Genomic DNA, 21,160 nt, shown 5'->3' with positions numbered 1-21,160 from the left:
TCACCATGCGGGTAAAGAACCGGTTCACCGGCTCGTCCGGGCGCGGGGCAGTACCAGGGTGGGTACGTCGGCGGGCGGACTCGGCCGGGTGAGGGTGAGGGCGGTATCGACGAACGCGGCGGCGGCGGTGTCGGCCAGGTGCGTCAGGCACGCTACGAGCAACAGCCGGTGTGTGGTGCCCGTCGGTCCGCCGGACTCCGCAGAGCCGGGGTTCGCGGCGGCAAGGCGGGTCAGCAGGCCGAGGTCCACACTTACCTGCCAGGCGGGCATGTTGGTGAGGAGGTGGCGCACCAGCCGCGTCACGTGCTGCGCTGGTAGGCCGATCTCGTCGATCAACAGCACGGCGGTGTGCTCGAGCACGGCGTGACGCCAGGCGCGGGGGTGATGTAGGAGTCGCCTCGTGGCGGCATCGAAAGCGCGCTGGTCATGGGCGTCGAACGCACGGACGCCGGCCATGACGGCGTACCACAGGTCCTGTTCAGGAAGAGTCATGTGACGCCACAACGGTGTGCTCCTTCCATCAAGGTGCTCGGGTGCGGCGGGGGCGGCGGTGCCCTGTGGTGTGACAGTTGGTGCCGGCAGTGGTCCGACACGGGCCACCGTGCGAGGGTGGCGGGCCGGCGGGCGACCACCGTAGGAGGATGATGGTCTCCCCGCCGGCCCCGGGTGGGTGACCGCATTAGTCACCCGGTTCGTCGCCTGTTAGGCGGCGACGTGTCAGCCGCGCAAGTCGCGGCGTCGGTCCAGTGCCAGCATGAGAACGGTGCCGGCGAGGGTCATCCGGATGCCGGCGGCGGCCATGCCGAGGGGGCCAGTGATGGGCAGTTCCGGGGCTGAGGTCGTCGGCCGACCGATCGGTGTGATCGTCGGAGTCCCCGAGCTGGTGGGGGTGTGGGGTGCAGCGGTGGGAGGCCGCTGAACCTGCAGACGTGGGTGAGGGCGTTCGTTGCACGTTGATACCTGGGCTATCACGATCGGCACTTAGCGCTAGACTGAGATGATAGAGCACAGAAATTCCCCTTTTGGAGTTTTTGGGCACATCCCCCGGTCGCCTGACGACTCATCAGCGGGGTCGGTGGGGGCCTTGCCCGTGATCGTCTCTTGGCGTCGGAACTCGATGGTCAGACCCGGCGGACGGGACGGGCGACGCCTAAGGCTATGGACGGGATTGCGCCAATCGGGTGATTGGAGGCGGTATGCGCAACTCGGCTCCTCACCGGGCGTTTTCCTTCGTGTCAACCATCCACGACACGGGGGAACTACATGAGCAAGACCTCTGCGCCACGCAGGCGGCTGGGCATCGGCGCGCGGCTAGCCGCCTTCGCGATGCTGGTCAGCGCCGTACTATTGGTCGCCGCCTCGCCGGCTGTCGCCGATTCCACCATCGCCATCAACCCGGGCAACGTGCCGACCACGGCAGCGAACTTCACCCAGAATTGCGACCCGAACCTCGGCGGCGGTCCGTACGCGAACGAAGACGTCTGGGTGTTCAACCTCCCTGGCAACCCGCAGACCAGTGGAACCTTCCAGTCGATCACGGCGACGTTCAGCACCCCCAGCGGCAACGTCACCCGGACCATCCCCACCGACCCGAACAGTGCCATCGTCAACAACCTCGGCACCAGCAAGGCATGGATCCGGCTACCCGCCGGCTGGACCCTCCTCGGTGCGACCGCGGTGATCTCCGGCACCGCCAACTTCTTCGTCCTCACCCACACCTGTGCCGCCTCGAACCCGGAGGTGAACCCGAAGTTGACGTTGACCAAGACGGGTTCGCCGACCAGTGGTCTGCAAGCCGGTGACAAGGTCACCTACACGTACACGGTAAAGAACGAGTCCACCGGTACGACCGCGCCGATCACGGGCATCACCGTCACAGACGACAAGGTCACCGGGATCACCTGCCTGGCCACCTCCCTCAACCCGGGGCAGAGCACGACCTGCACCGGCACCTACACCGTGACCGACCAGGACGTGAAGAACGGCAAGATCGTCAACACCGCGCAAGCGTCCGGGACATTCGGCGAGCAGACCGTGCCATCCAACAAGGCCACCTTCACCGTCACCACCGTGGTTCCGGCGCCGAAGTTGACGTTGACCAAGACGGGTTCGCCGACCAGTGGTCTGCAAGCCGGTGACAAGGTCACCTACACGTACACGGTAAAGAACGAGTCCACCGGTACGACCGCGCCGATCACGGGCATCACCGTCACAGACGACAAGGTCACCGGGATCACCTGCCTGGCCACCTCCCTCAACCCGGGGCAGAGCACGACCTGCACCGGCACCTACACCGTGACCGACCAGGACGTGAAGAACGGCAAGATCGTCAACACCGCGCAAGCGTCCGGGACATTCGGCGAGCAGACCGTGCCATCCAACAAGGCCACCTTCACCGTCACCACCCAGGTCGTACAGGCCAGCCTGTCGATCGACAAGAAGGCCCGGGTCGAGTCGGACTGCAAGTACGAGTGTGAGAACGACGGCTTCGCTGCCAAGGGCGACAAGATCCATTACACCTACCGGGTAACCAACACCGGCACCGTGACCATCACCAATATCACGGTGGATGACCCGACCGCCGGGCCGGTGGTCTGCAACAGCACCACGCTGGCACCGGGCACCAGCACCGACTGCCACGCCGTGAACCCGCACGTGGTGACCTGGTCCGACGCGAAGAAGGGCAAGGTCGTCAACACCGCGACCGCGAAGGGCACGTACTACGGCAAGCCCGTGGTGTCCGACCCGGCCACCGTCACCGTCTGTATCCGCGACGGCAAGTTCGACCACCGCAAGGGCGGCTGGGACGACAAGGGCGACTGGACCGGCCACGGCGGCAAGCCCGAGCTACCGGTGACTGGAGCCAGCTCCGTCGGAACTCTCTCCGTCGGAGGCGGCCTGCTGGCCGCGGGCGTCCTCCTCATCGGGGCGAGCCGGCTACGGCGGAAGGTGGGCGTCGAGGTCTGACCACCCACAGCGAAGCGCTCCGGACACCTCACGGTGCCGGAGCGCTCCGCTTATCCGGATGGCTGGTGGCGCACTGTGAGACAGGCCCTACCACCTCGCGAGGTCCGGCAAAGGCAGTGCTGTTGTGTGAAAGCTTGGTCGAGTAGGCGTTAGAGGCGAGCGCCGGGCTGTTGTTCCGCAGGTCAAGTGGGCCTGCCGTGGAAGCAGTCAATTGATGAATATCACTGCGATAGTCTTTTCCTAATTTCAGGCAGCTTAGTAGTGCTTTGTTAGGTCGTTGTGGCGTGTCGCTTGAACGGGCGTGGGGGCGGTGTTTGGCTGCGGTGCGTGGATGAGCAGGAACTCGTTCGGTTGCGGGCGCAGTTGGAGGACTTCGCGGCCGGGATCTTCGCGGGGTTGCGGCGCTCGGATCAGCGGGCGACCGGTCTGCGGTATCTGCGTGGGCTGATGCTGGAGGGCCGGCGTAAGTCGATGCAGCCGATGGCCGAGCGGCTCGGGGTCGATCACCAGCAGTTGCAGCAGTTCCTGACCTCGTCCACCTGGGACGTCACTGGCGTGCGGCGGCGGCTGGCCACCGCGGCGGTCGACGTGGTGACACCCCAGGTGTGGGTGGTCGACGACACCGGATTTCCCAAGGACGGCAAAGCCTCGGCGTGCGTGGCCCGGCAGTACTCCGGCACCCTCGGCAAGGTCGCCAACTGCCAGATCGCCGTCAGCGTCCATGCGGCGACCGACACGGCGTCGGCGGTGCTGAACTGGCGGCTGTTCGTGCCGGAGTCCTGGGACGAGAGCTGCGTGCCCGGCCCGGACGGCAATCCCGCGAACCCGCATGCCCATAGGCTGCGCCAGCAGCCGGTCACCCTGGATCAGGCCGGGGCGAAGAAGCCACATGTGCGTGTGCAGGTGCCGCCCGCCGAGCAGATCGAGCAGATCCGCCGGCGGCGGGCGGCACCGAAGGTCCCCGACACCGAGCGGTACCGGCCGAAATGGATGATGGCCCTGGAAGTGCTCGACGAACTGGCCGTATGGGGGCTGCGTCCGCCGCTGTCGACCGCCGACGCCGGCTACGGCCAGGTCGCCGAGTTCCGCCAAGGCCTGACCGAACGCGGCATCGCCTACATCGTGGCGACCACGTCGTCCACCACCGCGCAACCCGGCGACGCCCAACCCGTGCAGGTGCCCTACGCCGGAGTCGGCAAGCACCCCACACCGCGCTACCCCCAGCCGGCCCGCAGCCTGAAAGACCTCGCCCTCGCCCACGGCGCCGACGCCACGACGTTGGTGCGCTGGCGTGCCCGGCTACCCACACCCGACCGCGCCCCGGACCGGCCCGTCGGTGAACTGTCCGGGCACTTCTTCGCCCTGCGGGTGCGCCCCGCCGGCCGAGTGATCCGACGCGGACCCCAGTGCGGCGATGACGGTGTCCTGCCCGAATGCTGGCTGCTCGTGCAATGGCCTCCCGGCCAGGACGAACCCAGCGACTACTGGCTGTCCGACCTGCCCACCGACACACCCCTAACCGAGCTGGTCCGCCTGGCCAAGAGCCGCTGGCGCGTCGAGCACGACTACCGCGAACTCAAGACCGCCCTGGGGCTGGACCACTTCGAAGGCCGCTCCTGGGTCGGCTGGCACCGCCACGTCACCCTCACCGCGGCCGCCCAACTGTTCCTCACCCAACTACGGCTGTCACGCCCAAAAGCAGTGGGGCAGACCTGAGCCTGTACGCCATCCTCCGCGAACTGCAGTACCTACTCGCGACCTGGCTCGGGTTCTGCCCCCTCTGCCGCCAACTCGTCCCAACCTAACAAAGCACTACTATTAGGGCTGAACCGCCCCGAGTCTGGTGGATTCCTCAGACTGTGACCAGCTGCGGCTGGTCGGGCTGGTGTTGAGCGTAGGACATCGATTCGTGTTCGGCGGGTGGCCGGTGTCCGATGGCTGAGTGCAGGCGGTGGTGGTTGTACCAGTCGACCCATTCGGCGGTGGCCAGCTCGACGTGGGCGAGGCTGCGCCACGGCCGCCTGGGTTTGATCAGTTCGGTCTTGTAGAGGCCGATCGTGGATTCCATGAGCGCGTTGTCCAGGGCATCGCCGACGGTGCCGATGGAGGCGTCGATGCCGGTGGCGACGAGGTGGGTGGTGAACCGGAACGACGTGTATTGGGATCCGGCGTCGCTGTGGTGGATCAGGCCGCGTTGCACGGTCCGGCCGTCGCGGTCGCGGCGCCACAGGCCCATGTCGAGGGCGTCGAGGACGAGGGGTGTGCGCTTGTTGGTGGCGGCGGACCAGCCCACGATCGCCCGGGAGTAGACGTCGACGACGAATGCGACGTAGACGACGCCGGCGAAGGTGGCCACGTGGGTGAAGTCGGCGACCCAGCAGCGGTTCGGGGCTGCGGCGGTAAAGTCCCGGGCGACCAGATCAGCGGCGCGGTCGTGGCCAGAGTCGGCCACGGTGGTGCGGATCTTCTTGCCCCGCACGATCCCGCGTAGGCCGGCGTCACGCATCAGCCGCTCGACCGTGCACCGGGCCACCTCGACGCCGTCGCGGCGCAGCTGCTGCCACACTTTGCGGGCGCCGTAGACGCCGTAGTTGTCCGCGTGGACCCGGCGGATCTGCTCGGTCAGTTGCGCGTCGGCCACGGCCCGCGCCGAGGGCGGCACCGCCTTGGCCTTGTAGTAGGTGGAGGCCGCGATCTGCACGCCGTGTCCGGTGAGGGCACGGCAGATCGGCTCGACTCCGCCGAAGCGGGCCTTATGCTCGTCGATGAACCTCACGAGCGTGTGTGTGGCCGGTCGAGCTCGGCCGCGAAGAAAGCCGACGCGGCTTTCAAGATCTCATTTGCCCGGCGTAGTTCGGCGTTCTCCCGCTTCAACCGGCGCAACTCGGTTGACTCCTCGCTCGTCACGCCCGGGCGGGTGCCCTGGTCGACCTCGGCTTGGCGGACCCACTTACGCAGCGTCTCGGCCGACCCGATCCCGAGCTTCGCCGCGATCGACCCGATCGCCTCCCACTCTGTCCCGTAATCGGCACGATGCTCACGAACCAGGCGCACCGCACGATCACGTAGATCCCTCGGGTACTGCTTCGGCATGGTCAGATCCTCTCAAGCAAAGAGGTCTCCACCAGCACCGGGGCGGTTCAGGGCAGCACCGCTGGCTGTCTCTGATTGCTTTGCGGAGCGGCGCGGAGGACGCCCCCAGCATGCTGGGGGCGTCCTCCGCTTGGTTCTCTCGAGTAGCTCAAGCTGGCTGAGCTCAGGCGACGCTGGCGGGGCGGCTCGATAGATCAGCAGGCTAAAGCAGCAGGCCCAGCCGCCATACCCCACGCTCAAGGGTAGTAGGGCAACCGGGGTGTAACTTCTACTGTCTGTGCCAGGCGTGATGTCGATGGAGGTCTACGTGCGTGAGGTCGTACGTCGGTCGGTACGGGCGATCCTGTGGGACGAACGCGGTCAGCTGGTGTTGATCAAGAGGACGAAGCCTGGCCAAGCCCCTTACTGGACTGCGCCCGGTGGCGGCCTTGAACCGACTGACGCATCCCTCGATGCAGCCCTGCGACGTGAGCTGCGGGAGGAGTTGGGGGCAGAAGCAGAGCGGCTTAGCCAGGTGTTCTTGTTCAGCTCGCCGTCGGGCGAGGGAGTGTCTGTACAACACTTCGTCTCCTGCCGGCTCACCCGGGTAGACGAGAGCGCCCGTACGGGTGCGGAGTTCACTGATCCGGGCCGTGGTGGCTATGACCTGGATCGGGTGGCCGTCGACCGCCTTCATGAGGTGGACCTGAAGCCTGAGGCCCTGAAGGAGTTCATCCTCGCGAACGCCGATGCCTTGCTATCGGAGTTCAGCTAAGGCGGGCCAGATCCCTGCCGGTGCGAGCGTGAAGCGGCGCGCGGCTTGGAACACGTCCTGGGGGCTGCTCGCTCCGGCGGTGATCGCTGCGACGGCGCCGATGAGCACTCGATGCGAGACGATCAGGGCGGTGTTTTCTTCGCCTGGGTTTTCGGGGACCGTCGCGGCGGCCATCGCCCGTTCGTGAAGCGCTGAGAGGCTTTCGCCCCCGGCCAGGGCCGAGTCCGGGTCGCGGAGTCGGTCCGTGCGCCAGGTCTGGTACTCAGATGGGTACTCGTCAGGTCCTTTGCCGAGGACGCAGTCGGGGGCGCGCCACTCGGCGTACAGCGGGCTGGGAGCGGCGAGCGGCACGCCGAGCAGCGCAGCCAGGATCTCCGCGCTTGTGGCGGCGCGCGGATGCGGGCTGGTCAACACGATTGCAGGCCAGACACCGCAGTCATGAAGTGCGTGGGCGGTGGCGGCGATCTGTGCCGCGCCGCGCGCGGTGAGGGGCGTGTCGGGGCGGGCATGGGCGTGCGGGCGGGTGATCCCGTCGAGGCTGGTTCCGTGGCGGATCCAGAGGGTCGTCATGACAGGTGCCAGCCGCCGTCGACGTTGATCGCTTGGCCGGTGATGAATCCCGCTTCCGGGGTGGCGAGGAAGGCGATGGCGGCGGCGACGTCCGAGGGCTGACCCCGTCGTTTGATGCACTGTCGGTCGAGCTGGCGTCGGACCATGGCTTGGTGATCGGGTACGACGCTGTGCTCTGCGGGGACCTCGATCGAGCCGGGCCGCACCGCGTTGACGGTGATGTTGTGGGGGCCAAGTTCACGGGCGAGCGCGCGGACGAGTCCTTCCAGGCCGCTTTTCGCGGCGATGTAGCCGGCGAGGTCGACGCGTCCAAGCTGGGTCATGACTGAGGAGACAGCGACGATGCGGCCGTAGTTGTTGCTGATGAAGGCTGGTGTGGCGGCGCGGATCGCGGCGGCGTGCGTGACGAGGTTGAGTTCGAGCTGGTCGCGAAGGACGTTGAGGTCCGTCTGGCTCCAGGGGATGCGGGGGTACGCGCCGGCATTGCTGACCAGGACTGCGAGGTGGGTGGCGTGTTGCTCGATGGTGGCGCGGAGTGCGGTCTGGGTGCCAGCGGCGGTCAGGTCGCCGGTGACGGTGTGGGTCTGTGCGCCATGGCGGCGGGCGGCCTCGACGACCGCGTCGAGGCTGGTGTCGTCGTATCGGTGGGTCAGGACGAGGTCGAAGGCGGCTGAGAGCCGGGCGGCGATGGCCGCTCCGATGCCTGTGCCTGCTCCGGTGATGACGGCGATGGGGCGGCTCATGAGGGCGGCTCCGCTGGCGTCTGAGTGGTGAGTCCGAGGATCTGCTCCAGGTGGGCGTCGGGTGCGTAGAGGTCGGCGAGTAGGCCCAGCGACAGAGCGGCGTCGCGGGGTTCCAGGAGCTGTAGTGGATATACCGCGAGGATCCGCATGGCGAGGTACGGGCGTATCCAGGTGAGTAGATCCGTGGCGGCGGAGAGTGCGAGCGGCCGGGCGAGCGTCGTGAGGTATCGGGTGATGGCTTGCTGCCGGGCCGGCGATGGTTGGTGCTGGTAGTCGATGCCGACGGCTCGGTGGGAAAGTCTCTTGAGCCGTACGGTGGGTTCGACAGCTTCGGCGAGTGCCTTCCTGTGATCGGCGTAGGCGTCGGTGTTGTAGTGAGGGACGAGCCAGGCGCCGTGCAGTCTCTGGTACCAGAGGAAGCAGGCGATCTCGCCGGGGAGGGCGTTGAGGCCTGCGGTGTCGTAGTCGAACCAGACGGGCTGGTTGTCGGTGTCGAGGCCGATGTTGAAGTCGGTGGGGTCGCCCTGGGTCATCGCGGCCCAGACCTGCTCGTCCGGGTGGAAGGCGTCGCGTAGCTCGCTGACGAGGGCAGGAAGGTCGAGCCGTCGGGGCTTTCCGTTGACTATGAGGGTGGTCTCCCGCAGCTCAGAGGGCCGGAGACCGTCGGCGGCGGCAAGTTTGAGCACGATCGGGTTGTGGCCGTAGTAGTGGTCCAGCCTGCCGCCAGGCTGGGCCCGGTCGCGGTAGAGCTTGCTGTTGGCGCGTGAGGCGGGGACGCGGCAGATGGTCGCGTCGATGGTTCGGCGGTAGTGCTGGAGGATCGCCTCGAGCCCGCGATCGAGCTTGGCCGCGCTGCCGGGGCCGGTGGACGTGAGAGCGTCTAGGAGCAGGCCGGTGTCCGGAAGATCGGGTCGGTGGCGGTCGTAGAGGGTGAGGGTCCAGTGCCCGACGCGGTGGTGGGAATGCAGCTTCGGTAGCCGGTAGTGGTGGCGGATTCGGTGGTGCCCGGCGACTTCGGCCGCAGCCTCCACGGGGTTCGGATTCACCTTGGCGAAGAGGCGGTGTGCGCCGATGTCGAGGTGGAAGGTGCGGTTCATGGTGAATCGGCGGTAGCGGCCGACGCGGATCATCGAGGCCACCAGCCCGCGCACTGCCCCGCGAAGTCGGCTATGACCTTGGCGGGGATGGCGCGAAGGTCGCTCGCGGTGGACCAGACCGTGTCGTCGTAGCGGTCCCGCACGGGACACGCGTCGGCGACCGACATCAAGTGCGAGAACGGGGTGGCCACCGCGTGGTGGCCGGCTGATCCGGTGATCCACTTGGCGTAGCCGTGCCGTCCGTAGAGGCCGACCACATGCGGCTGGGTGCCGTCCGCTCGGATGGTGAGCGCGGCGAGATGGGTCAGGCCGGTGTCGTTGCCGATGACCAGCTCGGCGTCGGCGAACAGGTCAACGCACTCGACCGCCGTTGGTCCGTGAAGTACCTCAATCCGCCCTACGGATGCCGGAGGCTGGTGGCCCGGTGGTGTCACCAGGCTGAAGCGCCAGGCACCCGAGTGGCGGGCCGACAGGTGTTCGGCGAGTGCGCCGAAGTTGTCGATGCCGTAGTCCTTGCGGTCGGGGCGACTCGTCGTGGCCACGAAAATCACGTGGAGTGGCTTCGGCGCTACGACCGACGACCGGAACCTGGGGGACGGGTCAGCGGATGCGGGAAGCCTGACGCCGAGGGCTTGCTCGACGTCGAGGTAGTAGCGCATCGGCAGCGCAGCATGAACCTCGACGATGTCGGCGTCGATGAGGTCGAGAAGCGTCGGCGGGGCTTCCGGTACCGCGTCAAATTCCAAGGCGTCTTCGCTGCCGAGCGTGCCCAGCTGGTGCCCGTCGCCGCCCGTGACCGTGACCGTGACTGGAAGGGTGCACCGGGCGATCAGGTCCGCCCGGCTGCCGGCGTACTCCAGGGTTTCGAACTGAGCGTGTGTGGCGTCGTGAAGTGCCTGTGCCATGGCGAGGCCGAGCAGCAGGTCGCCGAGTCCGCGAGAGCCGAAGTCGACGCGCCACCCGGTCTCACGCACCGCGTCGAGGCGTGCCCGCCGGGGTGGGGTCTCTCCGTTGGCCCGGCGATACGGCAGGAGCCGGCCGAGCGGCGCCTGTCCACGTCGGACGAGGTACCGTCCGCCGCGGTGGCACACCGGGTCCTCGACGAGGGTCACAGCGTGGTCAGTACGCACAGCGGGACCCCATTGCGTTCGAGTAGCTGTCGGCCCTCGCCAGCGGTGTCTTCGACGAGGCAGAGCGCGCCGGTGATGTCGGCGCCGGCCGCGCGAAGCGCCTCGACGAGATTGGCCAGAGTCAGTCCGGTGGTGATCTCGTCGTCCACGATGAGGACGCGCAGTCCTTCGAAGTCGCCGTAGGCGAAGACCTCGAGACGCCGGGCATGCGGCTCGTGGAACACGAGCTTCCCGGGTAGGTCGAGGTTGACCTTCCAGGCGAGCCGATACTGGCTACCACTGGCCCAGGCCACCGCGATCGTCGGCACGATGCCGCCGGCGTCCAGGCCCAGGAGAACATCGTGCGGCCGATACGCCGAGTGCTCGCACCACCGCTTCCACAAGCTGCGTCCCGTCGCCAGGACCTGTTCCGCGCCCACGTCGGTGCGAATGCCATCAAGGCTATGGACGACGCGAATCGGACGAGCGGTGTCTCCCACCCCGAGCCGGGTCACCCGATCGGCGTGCAGAACCTCGTCAAAGGCGGTGGTCATCGAAGATCTGATCCTTCCGTCTGGAGCGTGTTGGACGCGACCGAGCAGCCGAGCACGTCGTGGTAGGCGAGGATTTTGGCGGCGGCTCCGCAGACCCGATGGGAGAGAATTTCGTCCTGCCGCCACCGGTCGCCACTGACCTCGGCCACCGCCGGGAGGTCGACGTCGGCGTCCGGATGGCTGGCGGTGAAGGCGAGACGAACCTCCTCGCTGGCGTCGAGGTCCACCCCGTCGGCGCGCAGGACGATCTTCATGATCAGCACCACGTGCTTGTAGACAGCGCGGACATCGGGCTCAGGGTTCGCGGCGAGTCGCCGCAACACCATCGCCACGAGCGGCAGCTCGCCGCGTGAGGCGCGGTCGTCGGCTGGTGCGTCGAAGACGTTGAGGACGAGGTCGCTTCGGCGGTAGAGCAGGCCGCAGCCATCGCGGGCTATCTGCCGCACCGCGTGCAGTACCCGGGGCGGGACCAACCCGGCGAGCATCTCCCGGGTGGTGAACGACGACAGTGCGATCTTCTCCCCCGCCGGTCCGCTCTGAGGTACACGCCTGGTCTGAAGCCAGCGCAGCGGCAGCGTGTCGCGTACGACAAGGAGGTCGATGTCACTCCATCCCGATTGCCAGCCCTGATGGGCGAGGCTCCCCGTGGCGGCGACGAGCGCGGTCTCAGAATCGGTCAATCTGGCGACGCAGTCGGCGAGTACCGGTTGCAGAGCCTCTGGGATGGCCGTGTCCACGTGCGGTGGAATCCTTGCTCCGGACCTGCGGTGAACCACTTCCGTGACCGCCCTCTCCAGGGCGGCGAGGCTGTGGCCGTTGTCGATGACGGTGTCGGCGATTGACGCGATGCGGTCTGCGCCCCGGCTTCGCTTGATCGCGTCGCGGGCGGAGAGTGACTCCGTGGCCTCGGTGGCGCGCCGCGCGCGAAGCCTGTCCGAAAGGCGGAGAAACACAATCTCGCAGCGCTCACCCCAGATCCTGCGGAGATGCGCTGTGGCGTCGAAGCGGTGCGCGCTCTCCAGGCTGATCCGGTGCGAGCCCGGGTTCAGCACGGCGAACCGAAGGACCTCCTCCGTGAGCACCTGCGCCTGGGTCTCCTCGTCCCATTCGCGATACGGATCGGCCACCCCGAGCCGATCGGCGGCAAGCTGCATGAGGTAGCCGATCTTCAGCCGGGTAGCGGTGTGCTCCGTACGAAGCAACTCGCCGACCGTGCTCTTGCCGCTCTCCGACATACCAGCAAGCACCCACAGGTGCTGGACCTGGTCCGGCGGCAGCGGAACGACCGGCACGTCGAGCCGCGTCAGGACCTCACGGATTTCACGCTGCACATCAAGGAGTGGGCGGTCCCCGCGCACCACGATGGCCCGGTACTCCCCGCCATCGACTTGAAGATCGATCGCCTCGGCCAGTCGTCGCTGGTACTCGACGTAGCGCTCGGTGGTCGGCACCGGCTCACGTGCCACGGCGTGGTGCGCCTCCGCTACCGGCTGGTCGCTATGGCGCAGCAGTAGGTGCAGCTCACGGCGCGGCGCGGGGGCATAGCGGCGTGCTCTCGCTTCAACGTGGGCGAGCGCCTCGGCGGTGGATGTGCCGTCCTTGACCGCTGCTGTCGCCGCGCAGGTCGCCACAAGCATCGGCCAACCGCGGTCCTCCAAAGCCAAGGAGCCGCCGCCGGCACACCGCGCGGCGTGGGAGCGGAAAACGAGGTCGATGTGTTCATCGGTGGTGCTGTCGACGAACCACCACTGACTGAAGTCTCGTCGCGACACCTCGGCCCATCGCCGGTCCCACCGATCGACTGTCCCGGTGAACTCGACATCCGGCATCGCCGACGCCAGCCAGCGGGCGTTCGTGGTCTTGCCGACGTTGTCGGCGCCGTTGAGGGTAATGGCGGCCCTCATCGCGGCTCCCGATAGCTCTTGAGCGTGCGCCAGTAAGGAATGCGGCGGCGACCTTCATGAATGTCGAGCACAAGGGTGTCGAAGGCTTCGGTGAGTTCGGTGAACTGCTGAAGCGCCACCGAGGGATCGACTTCGCTCAGGTCCAGTTGGGCGGTCTCCAAGAATCGCCTCCACCGAACCCACGCGATGGCCAGGCGGTCAATCACGGAGCCGATCGTCTCGGTGTGCAACGGCGCCCCGCCCGGAGGCCGGATCACATGCTCAACCCAAGAGTCGATCTCCCCGATGAGAGCGACGCGAGTGGCGTTGAGACGATCGATCGATCTCTTGGCAGCAGCCACCACATGGTCGTCAGCGGACGGGTCACGGGAGATGGTCTCCGCCGCCCATTGTTCGCGGTGGTGCGAGGCGAGCCGGGACGCCGTATGAAGGGGCACCGCCCAAACCTCTGGCAGAACCCGCGGACGGCCGCCGAACGTACTGGTGACCAACTCTGAGCTGGGCAGCGGTGGATAACGCTGCGGGTCGAGGGCGAGTGGTGGGTCACCGACGGAACGGAGGGGCATGGGTGGGCCTCCTTGGTCCTAGGTAGGGCGGCGGCCGGTGCACGGCCTGTCAGGGCCGGAGGGTGGTGCCGGTGTCGGTGGTGTGGCCGCGTTCGAGGATGAGGACAGCGGAGAACAGGCCCGTCCGGCGCCCGCTCAGCCGCTCGTGCGCAGCGAGGATCTCGCCACTGCCCGGATTGACCAGCAACTGGGAAATGGATCCGTCAGCGGCGATCGTGAAGGTCAGGCCGGTGCGGCCGACAATGTCGGCGCTCTGTCCGCGGTAGGTGATGCCGGGGATGGCCGCAAGGACGCGCAGGCTTGTGGCCCGTTGAGCTTGGTTGAGGTACTGGGTGCTCGCGAGTGTGACGACGCCGTTGGCGAGTAGCCGCGGGTAGGCGGGTTCGTCGGCCAGTTCCACGGGGGCGAGCATGTCGGCGAGGGCGGGCGCATCATCAGGCAACGGCTCGGGCAGGTACGGATGCAGGCCGCCTGACAGGTGTTCGGTCGTTGTCTCAGGCGCCTGCGCGAGCAGGGCCGGCTCGTGGCGTTCGGGTTGGTGGTTCAGTCCCGGCAGGTCGGGGAGGCGTCGAATCTTCTCCTGGCCCGAGCCGTTGCTGTCGCGGCGCCATTGGCGCAGCTCGGCGCGGGTGATGGCGTTGGTTGCGCGGGTCCAGGACTGGGTGCGCAGGTAGGTATAAGGAATAGCGGTGGTGGCGTCGCCGGGCGTGGCGGTGATGGTGTCGGCGAGGGCGTTCAACCGCTGTGGCGGGGTGAGGCCCGGCCCGGTGGCAGCCGGCTGCGAGGCGACGACCCGGCTTTCGGTGATTGCGGGCGCCGGCGAGGCGGGCGTCTGGTGGGCCGGGGTGGTGGTGTGGCAGCCGCTGAGGAGGACGCTGCCGAGCAGGCTGACGGCCAGGCGGCGGGCGGGAGCAGTCGGGGTGGGCATCACGGCGTCGGGGTTCCTTCCTGGCACTGAGCAGTCGGCGGCGACGGCAGTGCTGGCGTTGGTGAGCACGGTGGCGAGGGCGGTGCTCAACGCTCACCGTCCTCGTGGTGGTGACTCTTGGTGGCGCAGTCCTGTCGGATGCGGGCGAGGTGGCGGGTCATGCGGGGGTGGCGGGGTTTCCGGGGTGCTCGCGGCGCTGCGTGGCGATGGTGTCGGCGAGGAGGTCCTGGGCGGCTTGGCAGTGGCCGAGGTCGTGCAGGACGAGGGCTGTTGTGGCGTGAACGGCGAGGGTGCGGTGGCCGCGTGGGCCGTCGCTGCTCGCGAGGTGCTCGCCGAGCTGCCGATAGAGGTGGTATGCGCGTTGATGGTGACCGGCACTGCGGTGAGCGGCGGCGAACAGGTGCAGGGCGTGCAGACTGCGCCGGTGCGTAGGGCCGTAAAGGTGGTGGGCGCTGTGGTGGGCGTACCCGGCCCAGCGAATGGCGGTATCGAGCTCACCGAGCCGCAGGTGCAGTGCGGCCAGAAGAGTGCCGGCTTCGGCGTGCACCGCGTGGGGTGCGGCGGTCGCGGGGTCGATGCCAGTGAGGCTGCCGTGCAGGTGTTGCCGGGCACGTAGGGGATCGCGGGCGGCGAGGTCGCGGGCAGCGGCGACACGCTTCGCGCGTTCGGTCTCCCAGCGGTTTGGGCTGGCCAACGGTGCCGCGCGCCAGGTCAAAGTCATATCGTGAGCGGCGGCGCCGACGGTGACACGGGTCAGAATGCGGTGAGCGTGCATGGCGGCCAGGTGTGGGCGTGCCGGTGTCCCTGCGGGGGAAGGGACGATCCGTGGCGCGTGTCGCAGGATCGCTCGACCGACATGATCGGCGATGACGACGGCGTCGAGTGGCCTGGGCCAGCAGTCGTTTCCGCAGAGGTACGCCGGTGCGGCGGCGGCCGTCTCAGCCAGAGCCGCCGCTTGATGGCAGAACTTGCAGCGCAGGAGTCCGGGGACCAGGTATTCGTGCCGCGGTCCGGTGCCGTGCGCCCCTCGGTCCGCCTGCTGCGCCTGCGGAGCCGTGGCTTTGGTGACCCATTTCTGCACGATGCGGGGATCGAGGTCCATCTGGCGGGCGACGGTGGTGACGGCGCCGTAGGCCTTGACGATGCGGGCGTCGGCGACGCGCTGGACGACAGCGTCAACGAGGTCGGGCGGGTATCTGCTGGGGAAGGCCATGATCTGTCCTATGCGGTGGACGGGTTAGGCGTGCTGGTCATGCCAGCGGTCACCGATCGGGCGCGCGGAGTTGGTCGGCATGGTTCTGCTGGCGTGGTGTGGGTTGCGGCGCATGGGGTGCAGGCTCGGCCCGTTCGGCACGGTGAGGGGCGGGCGAAGCGTGTACCCGTAGCGGGTGAGCAGGCGTTCCGCTTCGGCGGGGACGGTGGTCCAGGAGGGCAGGTCGATGCGGTCGAGGCGGGCGCGGTGATGGCTGAGCAGGGCGCTGCCGCAGCCGGTCTTCTGCCGCGTTGGGGATACGGCGAGCAGCGCCAGGTGGTAGTGCGGTTCGGTGGGCTGCTGCTGTGCGATCAGGCCCTCAAGGGCGGTGAAGCGCTCAGCGTGTGCTCCGGCGGCCTCCACGAGGCGGGTCGGGTAGTTGGCCGGTGGTGGGATCGGTCGGTAGCGGTGAAAGCCGACGATGGCGGCGGTGAGGTCGTCAGTGAGGTGTACGTCGCCGAAGACCATCGCGTGTTCCACCCACACCGCCACGACGTCGGTCAGCACCCGGCGGCGCTGCGCCGCGTCCGGTACGAGCCAGCCGGCGAGCGGGCTGGGGTGCAGCGTGTCGGTGATCAACGCGGCGACGGTCTGTCTGTCTGTCCAGCGGGCTGCGCGGATACGAATGCTGGAGTCCACGGTGTTGTCGTCCCTCGCGGCGGATTATCGGTAGGTGGCGGTGGCGAGGTCACCGATCGCGGCGTCGACGGCGGCGGTGATTTCCCGGACGGGGCGGTGGTGCTGGGCGGCGATGGTCTTCAGATGGGCGGTGAGGGTGGCGGTGTCGTCGTCGAGGTAGAGGTGGTCGGCGAGGCCGAGGACGGCGACGAGTCCGGCGAGGGCGGCGGTGTGGTTGTCCGGTTGTTCGCGGCCGGCGGCGAGGTAGCGCAGGCGGGCGCGGGCGATGACGGCCCATTTGGTGTCGGTGGCGAGGTAGGCGTCGGCGCGGACCAGGCCGCCGAGGCGGCGGCGGGCGGTGTGGCGCAGGATGCCGGCGGCGACGAGTCCGGCGCGGGTGCGCTCGTACAGGTCGTCGGCGAAGCTACGCAGGAACGCCTTCACGGTCGGGGTGGCGCGGGCGTGGTGGATCGCGGCGAGGGCGGTGTCGGCGATCAGGTCACCGACCGGCTGGTCGGAGTTCAGGCGTAGCCACCGGTCCGCAGCCGGGTGGTCGTCGTAGGAGTCGAGGGTGAGCCGTCCGGCGAGGAACAGTTCGATCAGCACTGCGCCGGCCATGCCGAGGGCCAAGGCTCGACGATGCAGGTGCGGCTGGCCGGTGTCGTCGTGGTGCCCGAGCAGGAACAGCTCGTCGCGCAGCGGGAGCTGGGGTATCGACGCGGTCATCCCAGACCTCTATTCCTGAACTGCGGCAAGGGCCCGCAGCCGGGCGTGCGCGTCGCGGTAGGCGGGCTGCGGCGGCGGGAGCAGGGCTTTGTCGATGGCGGCCAGGACCGTGTAGTTGGGGTCGCAGACGTTGCCGATGGGCGCTCGCCCAGCCTGGGAGATGAGCTGATAGGCGTCGAGCACTTGTAGGCCGCACAGGTCGACGGTCCAGGCGGTGAGATCCTGGTGGGCCATGCGGTAGGCGTCCTCCAAGGGGCGGGCGCAGCCGACCGACATGATCGTCGTGTCGGTTTCCAGGCGCGGCCAAGCGGTGGCGGCGCCCTTGACGACCTCGATGGCGAGGGTGGTGACGGTGGCGATCTCCACGCCGACGCCGCAGGCTTCACCGTGGCCTTGGCGGGCGTGTCCGTCGCCGAGGGCGAGCAGCGCCCCGTGCACGTTCACCCCGAGATACAGGGTGGCCCCGGCGCGTAGTTCCGGGGTGTCGAGGTTCCCGCCGTAGTAGTCCGGGACGATCGTGGACCGGGACTCCATGCCACCTGGGGCGACGCCGATGGTGCCGATCATCGGATCCAGCGGCAGCTCGACCATGTGGTCGCTGGCGGTTGCCCGGTACCGGACGACGCCCGCGTGCCGGTCGATGCCGTACACCCACACCCGCTCTTCCAGCGGCGGCTGCAACGTGGCCGTGTGCGATGTCGACGTGAGTGCACCGAAGTATGGGAACGTCGCCGACACGCCCCAGTCGTGGGCCGGTTCGATCGACAGGAGGTGCACGGCGAGGGTGTCGCCCGGCTCGGCGTCCTCGACGAAGAACGGCCCCGACACCGGGTTCAGGTACGGCATCTGGCACACCTGCGAGGGCAGGTCCGCCGGTCCTCGCACGAGGCCGCCGAAGCAGTCCTCGGTGTGCACGGTGATGACGTCGCCGGAGCGGAGGTGGGCCACCGGGAGACGGCCGCCGAAGGTGTAGGCCAACTCGTCGCGGGCGGGACGGTAGGTGAAGTGGCTCATCGCGATCACACCCGCTCCATGTCACGCCCAGCGGCCTGGGTGGGGGCCAGGCCGGACAGCACCGGCCGGCGGCCGGTCAGGTAGAGACCGGCCAGTACGACCATGCCGAGGGCCAGCCAGGCCAGGCCGAGGCGCTGGGCGGCGATGTTGGCGTTCACCACCACGTAGGCGAGGATCACGAACCCGATTCCGGGCATGAGCAGGTGCGCGAACCAGTTGCCGCTGCGACGGCGGATCAGGTGGTGCACGGCCACGGAGACGTGCAGGACCAGGAACGCCACCATCGCCCCGAAGTTGATCAGCGACGACAACAGCGTGATCCCGTCCGCCCGCGTCGCCATGTACAAGCCCAGGGCGAGGGACACAACGCCGGTGAGCAGGGTCGCGTTGATCGGCACGCTGCGGCGCACCGACACCTTGGCCAGGAACGCGGGGAGCTGCCGATCACGGGCCATCGCGTACAGCAGCCGGGACGTGGCGACCTGCGCGACCATCGAGTTCGGCAAACCCCAAGCGATCGCGGTCGCCACCGCGCACACCGTCGCCAGCCAACTCCCGCCGGCCACCGCGGCGGCGTCGTAGAAGGCGGTGCCGTTCACATCGCCCTCGGTCAGCAACCCGCCGGGATTGGGCACGAGCATCGCCGCCAGCCACGTCTGCGCGATGAACAGCACCCCCGCCAGGACGAGCACGGCCGCCATCGCCCGGCCGATCTGCCGGGCGCCGTCACGGGTCTCCTCCGCCAACATGGAGATGCCGTCAAAGCCCAGGAACGACAGCACCGCGATTGACACCGCCCCCGCCACGAGGGACCAGGTGAAGGTGTCAGCGTTGTAGAACGCGTCCCAGCTGAAGCGGCCCATACCCGTCGCGAGGGCCCAACCGGCGACAACCAGGAACAACGCCAGGACGATCAGCTCGCCGATGAGCATCACCCGAGTGACCACCGCCGTCATGCGGATGCCGACAGAATTGACGACGGTGTTGACCGCGACGAACCCGAGCAGCCACAGCCACACCGGCACCGCCGGCACCGTGGAGTGCATCGCCACCGACGCCACCAGGTACAGCAGGCCGGGCACGAGAACGTAATCGAGGAGGATCACCCAGCCGGCGAGGAAACCGACCGGCGGGCTGATGCCCCGACCGGCGTAGTTGTAGACGCTGCCCGACATCGGGAACGCCTTCACCATCTGCGCGTACGAGAATGCGGTGAACACCAACGCCACCACACCGACGGCGTAGGCGAGGGCCACCATGCCACCGGAGCCCGCGTAGACGCTGCCGAAGATCGCCATGGGCGCGATCGGCACCATGTACACCAGGCCGTACGCCAACAGGTCCCGAAACCGCAGCTGGCGGCTGAGTTCCTGCCGATAGCCGTAGCGGGCCAGGTCGTTCGAGGTTGTCATCGGTAATCCTCACGAGGATGAGAAGCGCGAGCAGGGCGCGGAGAGGGGCCTGCCTGGTGGTCGTCGTCAACGACCCGACGGCAAACGGGTATCTGCGGTTGACGTTGCTATGGCAGCCACTCCACTCGTCACTGGTGGTGGCTACATCCGGACCGACGGTGATCCGGCTCAGCAAGCTTGCCAAGCGCATCTACGTGAGTGGATCCCCAGTGGTGGTGAGATTTTTCCCCACCCGCGCACGCCCAAGACCTGCGGATACTTTGATCAATTACCGGCGAGCTACCCACCCTGGGGCCGCTGCCCTCGTCGCGCGCCGTACCGATTCCGATGAGAGGGGCGATACCGTGCGACAGGAGGCCGCACGTAGGGGGTGACCGCGATGGCGAGGACGACGGGCACTAAGGCGCAGCGTGATCACGTGCGCCAGACCCTGGCCGGTTTCGGAGTGACCCCGGCCGCCATCGCCGCCGAGTTGCAGCGCCGCTTCGGGCTACGCCCCCGGGATGCCTTCCGCCAGGCCCATGGTTGGACCCAGGACGCGGTAGCCGAGAGGCTGAACGCCAAGGGAAACGGTTCGGCGACGTTCACCGGGGCGCGGATCAGCGACTACGAGCGGTGGCCCTTCGGTGGTCGTCGGCCCACCTTGGCCGCCTTGAACGCACTGGCGCAGGTCTTCGGCACCGAACCGAGCAGTCTGGTCGACCTCGACGACCTGACCGCTATGCCGGAAGCAGACCGAGGGGCGCTGAGCGGCAGAAACGCTGCCCCGATGCCTGCGCCATCGGTCGCATCCTCAGCACCGCCTGGCGCGATGGCTGAGCCTCTGCGGTGGGACCTCGGCGCTCTGCAGGACGAGACGGAACTGGTGATAGCGGTGGCAGAACGTACGGCGAGCTTCGGCACATGGGCGCAAGCCTCCAACGTCGGGCCCTTCACCCTTGACGATGTCGCTGCCTCCACCCGCAGGATCGCCGTCGACTACCTGACCGAGCCGCCCGTCGTCGTCTACGCGCGGGCCGGGCTCCTGGCCGACCGTGTCTTCCGCCTTCTGCAGACCGGGCGTCAGAACCCTGATCAGTCTCGGGAGCTCTACACCTGGGCGGGCTACCTCTGCACACTGCTCGCCTGGATGGCCGGCGATCTCGGCCACCCGGCCGCGGCTGAGTCCCAGGCGCGCACCGCCTGGATGTGCGCCGAGACCGTACGCGACAACACCCTCCGCGCCTGGGTTCTCTCGACGATCAGCAAGACCCACCTGTGGGAGCGGCGGTTCGAAGACGCGGCCAACACCGCCGTGCGCGGCTACGGCCATGCCGCCGAGGGCAGCGCGGCGGTCATGCTGGCGTGCCAGGAAGCGGACGCGTGGGCCGAGATCGGCGCCGTCGAGCCGGCACGGGCAGCACTGCAACGGGCCGAAGAGGCCCGCCAACGTGCCAGCCGCGACCCCGTGGGGGGCCTTCTGGCCTGCGGCACGGTGCGCCAACACAACTACGCTGGGTCGGTGCTGCTCCGCATCGGCGAGGCCGCCAACGCCATCCAGCACGCCGAGCACGCACTTACGGAAGCCGCCGCAGATCCTTCGGTCGCCTACGGCACACTCGCCCAGATTCGCATCTGGGCGGCTGCGGCACATCTCAAAGCCGGCAGCCTCGACGGCGCGGTCTCGGTCCTGTCACCAGTGCTCGCTCTACCACCCGAACAGCGGCTCGACCCGCTAGTGCACCGCCTGCGCGGCGTCGGGCGCAACATCGCCGGCAACCCGTCACTGCGCGCGAGCATCGAGGCCCGCAACGTCCAAGCAGCCATCACCGAGTTCTGCGCCACCGGCGCCGCCCGGCAACTTCCCTGAACCT

General features: G+C 68.3%; 19 protein-coding genes. 4 read left to right on the top strand and 15 right to left on the bottom strand.

The window, feature by feature from the left end:
- Positions 1-24 precede the first annotated feature (24 nt).
- Positions 25-504 carry a hypothetical protein gene (locus AB0B20_RS06465; RefSeq protein WP_357468663.1) on the bottom strand — a complete coding sequence of 160 codons (480 nt, stop codon included), beginning with the start codon at positions 502-504 and terminating at the stop codon, positions 25-27.
- Positions 505-1,326: 822 nt separating this feature from the next.
- On the opposite strand from AB0B20_RS06465, the gene AB0B20_RS06460 reads away from it, so the two are divergent.
- Positions 1,327-2,967, top strand: coding sequence for a hypothetical protein (locus AB0B20_RS06460; RefSeq protein ID WP_357468660.1), 1,641 nt, complete (start codon positions 1,327-1,329; stop codon positions 2,965-2,967).
- A 327-nt stretch (positions 2,968-3,294) separates the two neighbouring features.
- Entirely contained in the window at positions 3,295-4,683 is a 1,389-nt protein-coding gene (locus AB0B20_RS06455) for a transposase (protein ID WP_357468657.1), read from the top strand.
- A gap of 136 nt (positions 4,684-4,819) precedes the next feature.
- On the opposite strand, the gene AB0B20_RS06450 is transcribed toward AB0B20_RS06455, so the two are convergent.
- Positions 4,820-6,060, bottom strand: a protein-coding gene (locus AB0B20_RS06450) for an IS3 family transposase (protein ID WP_357468654.1) whose coding sequence is annotated in 2 segments (ribosomal slippage) — positions 4,820-5,784 and positions 5,784-6,060 — 1,242 coding nt in all. Because the reading frame shifts where the segments join, the coding sequence is not laid out codon by codon here.
- A 307-nt stretch (positions 6,061-6,367) separates the two neighbouring features.
- Between AB0B20_RS06450 and AB0B20_RS06445 the strand changes: the two genes are divergently transcribed.
- The gene (locus tag AB0B20_RS06445; protein WP_357468690.1) at positions 6,368-6,814 is read left to right on the top strand and encodes an NUDIX domain-containing protein; all 447 of its coding nucleotides are present in this window, start codon (positions 6,368-6,370) and stop codon (positions 6,812-6,814) included.
- On the opposite strand, the gene AB0B20_RS06440 is transcribed toward AB0B20_RS06445, so the two are convergent.
- From AB0B20_RS06440 to AB0B20_RS06380, 13 genes are all read right to left on the bottom strand, one after another.
- On the bottom strand, positions 6,797-7,384 hold the full coding sequence (locus AB0B20_RS06440; RefSeq protein WP_357468651.1) for a histidine phosphatase family protein: 588 nt from the start codon (positions 7,382-7,384) through the stop codon (positions 6,797-6,799). The two genes, AB0B20_RS06445 and AB0B20_RS06440, sit on opposite strands and share 18 nt — an antisense overlap.
- Entirely contained in the window at positions 7,381-8,127 is a 747-nt protein-coding gene (locus tag AB0B20_RS06435) for an SDR family oxidoreductase (RefSeq protein WP_357468648.1), read from the bottom strand. The genes AB0B20_RS06440 and AB0B20_RS06435 overlap by 4 nt, the downstream gene beginning before the upstream one ends.
- Entirely contained in the window at positions 8,124-9,257 is a 1,134-nt protein-coding gene (locus tag AB0B20_RS06430) for a hypothetical protein (protein ID WP_357468645.1), read from the bottom strand. Before AB0B20_RS06430 ends, AB0B20_RS06435 begins: the two co-directional genes overlap by 4 nt.
- Entirely contained in the window at positions 9,254-10,336 is a 1,083-nt protein-coding gene (locus tag AB0B20_RS06425) for a glycosyltransferase family 9 protein (RefSeq protein ID WP_357468643.1), read from the bottom strand. Before AB0B20_RS06425 ends, AB0B20_RS06430 begins: the two co-directional genes overlap by 4 nt.
- Positions 10,333-10,887: a phosphoribosyltransferase gene (locus tag AB0B20_RS06420; protein ID WP_357468640.1), complete on the bottom strand. Its 555-nt coding sequence runs from the start codon at positions 10,885-10,887 to the stop codon at positions 10,333-10,335. Before AB0B20_RS06420 ends, AB0B20_RS06425 begins: the two co-directional genes overlap by 4 nt.
- Positions 10,884-12,791, bottom strand: a complete 1,908-nt coding sequence (locus AB0B20_RS06415) for a hypothetical protein (RefSeq protein WP_357468637.1) — start codon at positions 12,789-12,791, stop codon at positions 10,884-10,886. The genes AB0B20_RS06420 and AB0B20_RS06415 overlap by 4 nt, the downstream gene beginning before the upstream one ends.
- Positions 12,788-13,357, bottom strand: coding sequence for a DUF4254 domain-containing protein (locus AB0B20_RS06410; protein WP_357468634.1), 570 nt, complete (start codon positions 13,355-13,357; stop codon positions 12,788-12,790). Before AB0B20_RS06410 ends, AB0B20_RS06415 begins: the two co-directional genes overlap by 4 nt.
- 49 nt (positions 13,358-13,406) lie before the next feature.
- Positions 13,407-14,375, bottom strand: a complete 969-nt coding sequence (locus AB0B20_RS06405; protein WP_357468631.1) for a hypothetical protein — start codon at positions 14,373-14,375, stop codon at positions 13,407-13,409.
- 67 nt (positions 14,376-14,442) lie between these two features.
- Positions 14,443-15,498 (bottom strand): tetratricopeptide repeat protein, encoded by a 1,056-nt coding sequence (locus AB0B20_RS06400; RefSeq protein ID WP_357468628.1) that lies wholly within the window; start codon positions 15,496-15,498, stop codon positions 14,443-14,445.
- A 24-nt stretch (positions 15,499-15,522) separates the two neighbouring features.
- Positions 15,523-16,176 (bottom strand): GNAT family N-acetyltransferase, encoded by a 654-nt coding sequence (locus AB0B20_RS06395; RefSeq protein ID WP_047893057.1) that lies wholly within the window; start codon positions 16,174-16,176, stop codon positions 15,523-15,525.
- A 24-nt stretch (positions 16,177-16,200) separates the two neighbouring features.
- A complete protein-coding gene (locus tag AB0B20_RS06390; protein WP_357468624.1) occupies positions 16,201-16,881 on the bottom strand; it encodes a GPP34 family phosphoprotein in 681 nt (226 codons plus the stop codon).
- A 9-nt stretch (positions 16,882-16,890) separates the two neighbouring features.
- Positions 16,891-17,904 (bottom strand): acetamidase/formamidase family protein, encoded by a 1,014-nt coding sequence (locus tag AB0B20_RS06385; protein ID WP_357468621.1) that lies wholly within the window; start codon positions 17,902-17,904, stop codon positions 16,891-16,893.
- A complete protein-coding gene (locus tag AB0B20_RS06380; protein WP_357468618.1) occupies positions 17,901-19,307 on the bottom strand; it encodes an APC family permease in 1,407 nt (468 codons plus the stop codon). The genes AB0B20_RS06385 and AB0B20_RS06380 overlap by 4 nt, the downstream gene beginning before the upstream one ends.
- Before the next feature lie 418 nt (positions 19,308-19,725).
- Between AB0B20_RS06380 and AB0B20_RS06375 the strand changes: the two genes are divergently transcribed.
- Entirely contained in the window at positions 19,726-21,156 is a 1,431-nt protein-coding gene (locus tag AB0B20_RS06375; RefSeq protein ID WP_357468615.1) for a helix-turn-helix transcriptional regulator, read from the top strand.
- Positions 21,157-21,160: the final 4 nt, after the last annotated feature.

The organism is Micromonospora sp. NPDC049151 (genome assembly GCF_040648395.1).
In the GTDB taxonomy this organism is placed as follows: domain Bacteria; phylum Actinomycetota; class Actinomycetes; order Mycobacteriales; family Micromonosporaceae; genus Micromonospora.
Note: the sequence above shows the minus strand (reverse complement) of the source record. Positions and strands in the feature narration are given on the sequence as shown.

What these genes read in the sequence shown, in the direction of transcription:
- AB0B20_RS06420 (WP_357468640.1), bottom strand. Translation starts at nt 10,887, where the DNA reads ATGACCACCGCCTTTGACGAGGTTCTGCACGCCGATCGGGTGACCCGG.
- AB0B20_RS06415 (WP_357468637.1), bottom strand. Translation starts at nt 12,791, where the DNA reads ATGAGGGCCGCCATTACCCTCAACGGCGCCGACAACGTCGGCAAGACC.
- AB0B20_RS06400 (WP_357468628.1), bottom strand. Translation starts at nt 15,498, where the DNA reads ATGGCCTTCCCCAGCAGATACCCGCCCGACCTCGTTGACGCTGTCGTC.
- AB0B20_RS06390 (WP_357468624.1), bottom strand. Translation starts at nt 16,881, where the DNA reads ATGACCGCGTCGATACCCCAGCTCCCGCTGCGCGACGAGCTGTTCCTG.
- AB0B20_RS06410 (WP_357468634.1), bottom strand. Translation starts at nt 13,357, where the DNA reads ATGCCCCTCCGTTCCGTCGGTGACCCACCACTCGCCCTCGACCCGCAG.
- AB0B20_RS06460 (WP_357468660.1), top strand. Translation starts at nt 1,327, where the DNA reads ATGCTGGTCAGCGCCGTACTATTGGTCGCCGCCTCGCCGGCTGTCGCC.
- AB0B20_RS06435 (WP_357468648.1), bottom strand. Translation starts at nt 8,127, where the DNA reads ATGAGCCGCCCCATCGCCGTCATCACCGGAGCAGGCACAGGCATCGGA.
- AB0B20_RS06430 (WP_357468645.1), bottom strand. Translation starts at nt 9,257, where the DNA reads ATGATCCGCGTCGGCCGCTACCGCCGATTCACCATGAACCGCACCTTC.
- AB0B20_RS06380 (WP_357468618.1), bottom strand. Translation starts at nt 19,307, where the DNA reads ATGACAACCTCGAACGACCTGGCCCGCTACGGCTATCGGCAGGAACTC.
- AB0B20_RS06440 (WP_357468651.1), bottom strand. Translation starts at nt 7,384, where the DNA reads ATGACGACCCTCTGGATCCGCCACGGAACCAGCCTCGACGGGATCACC.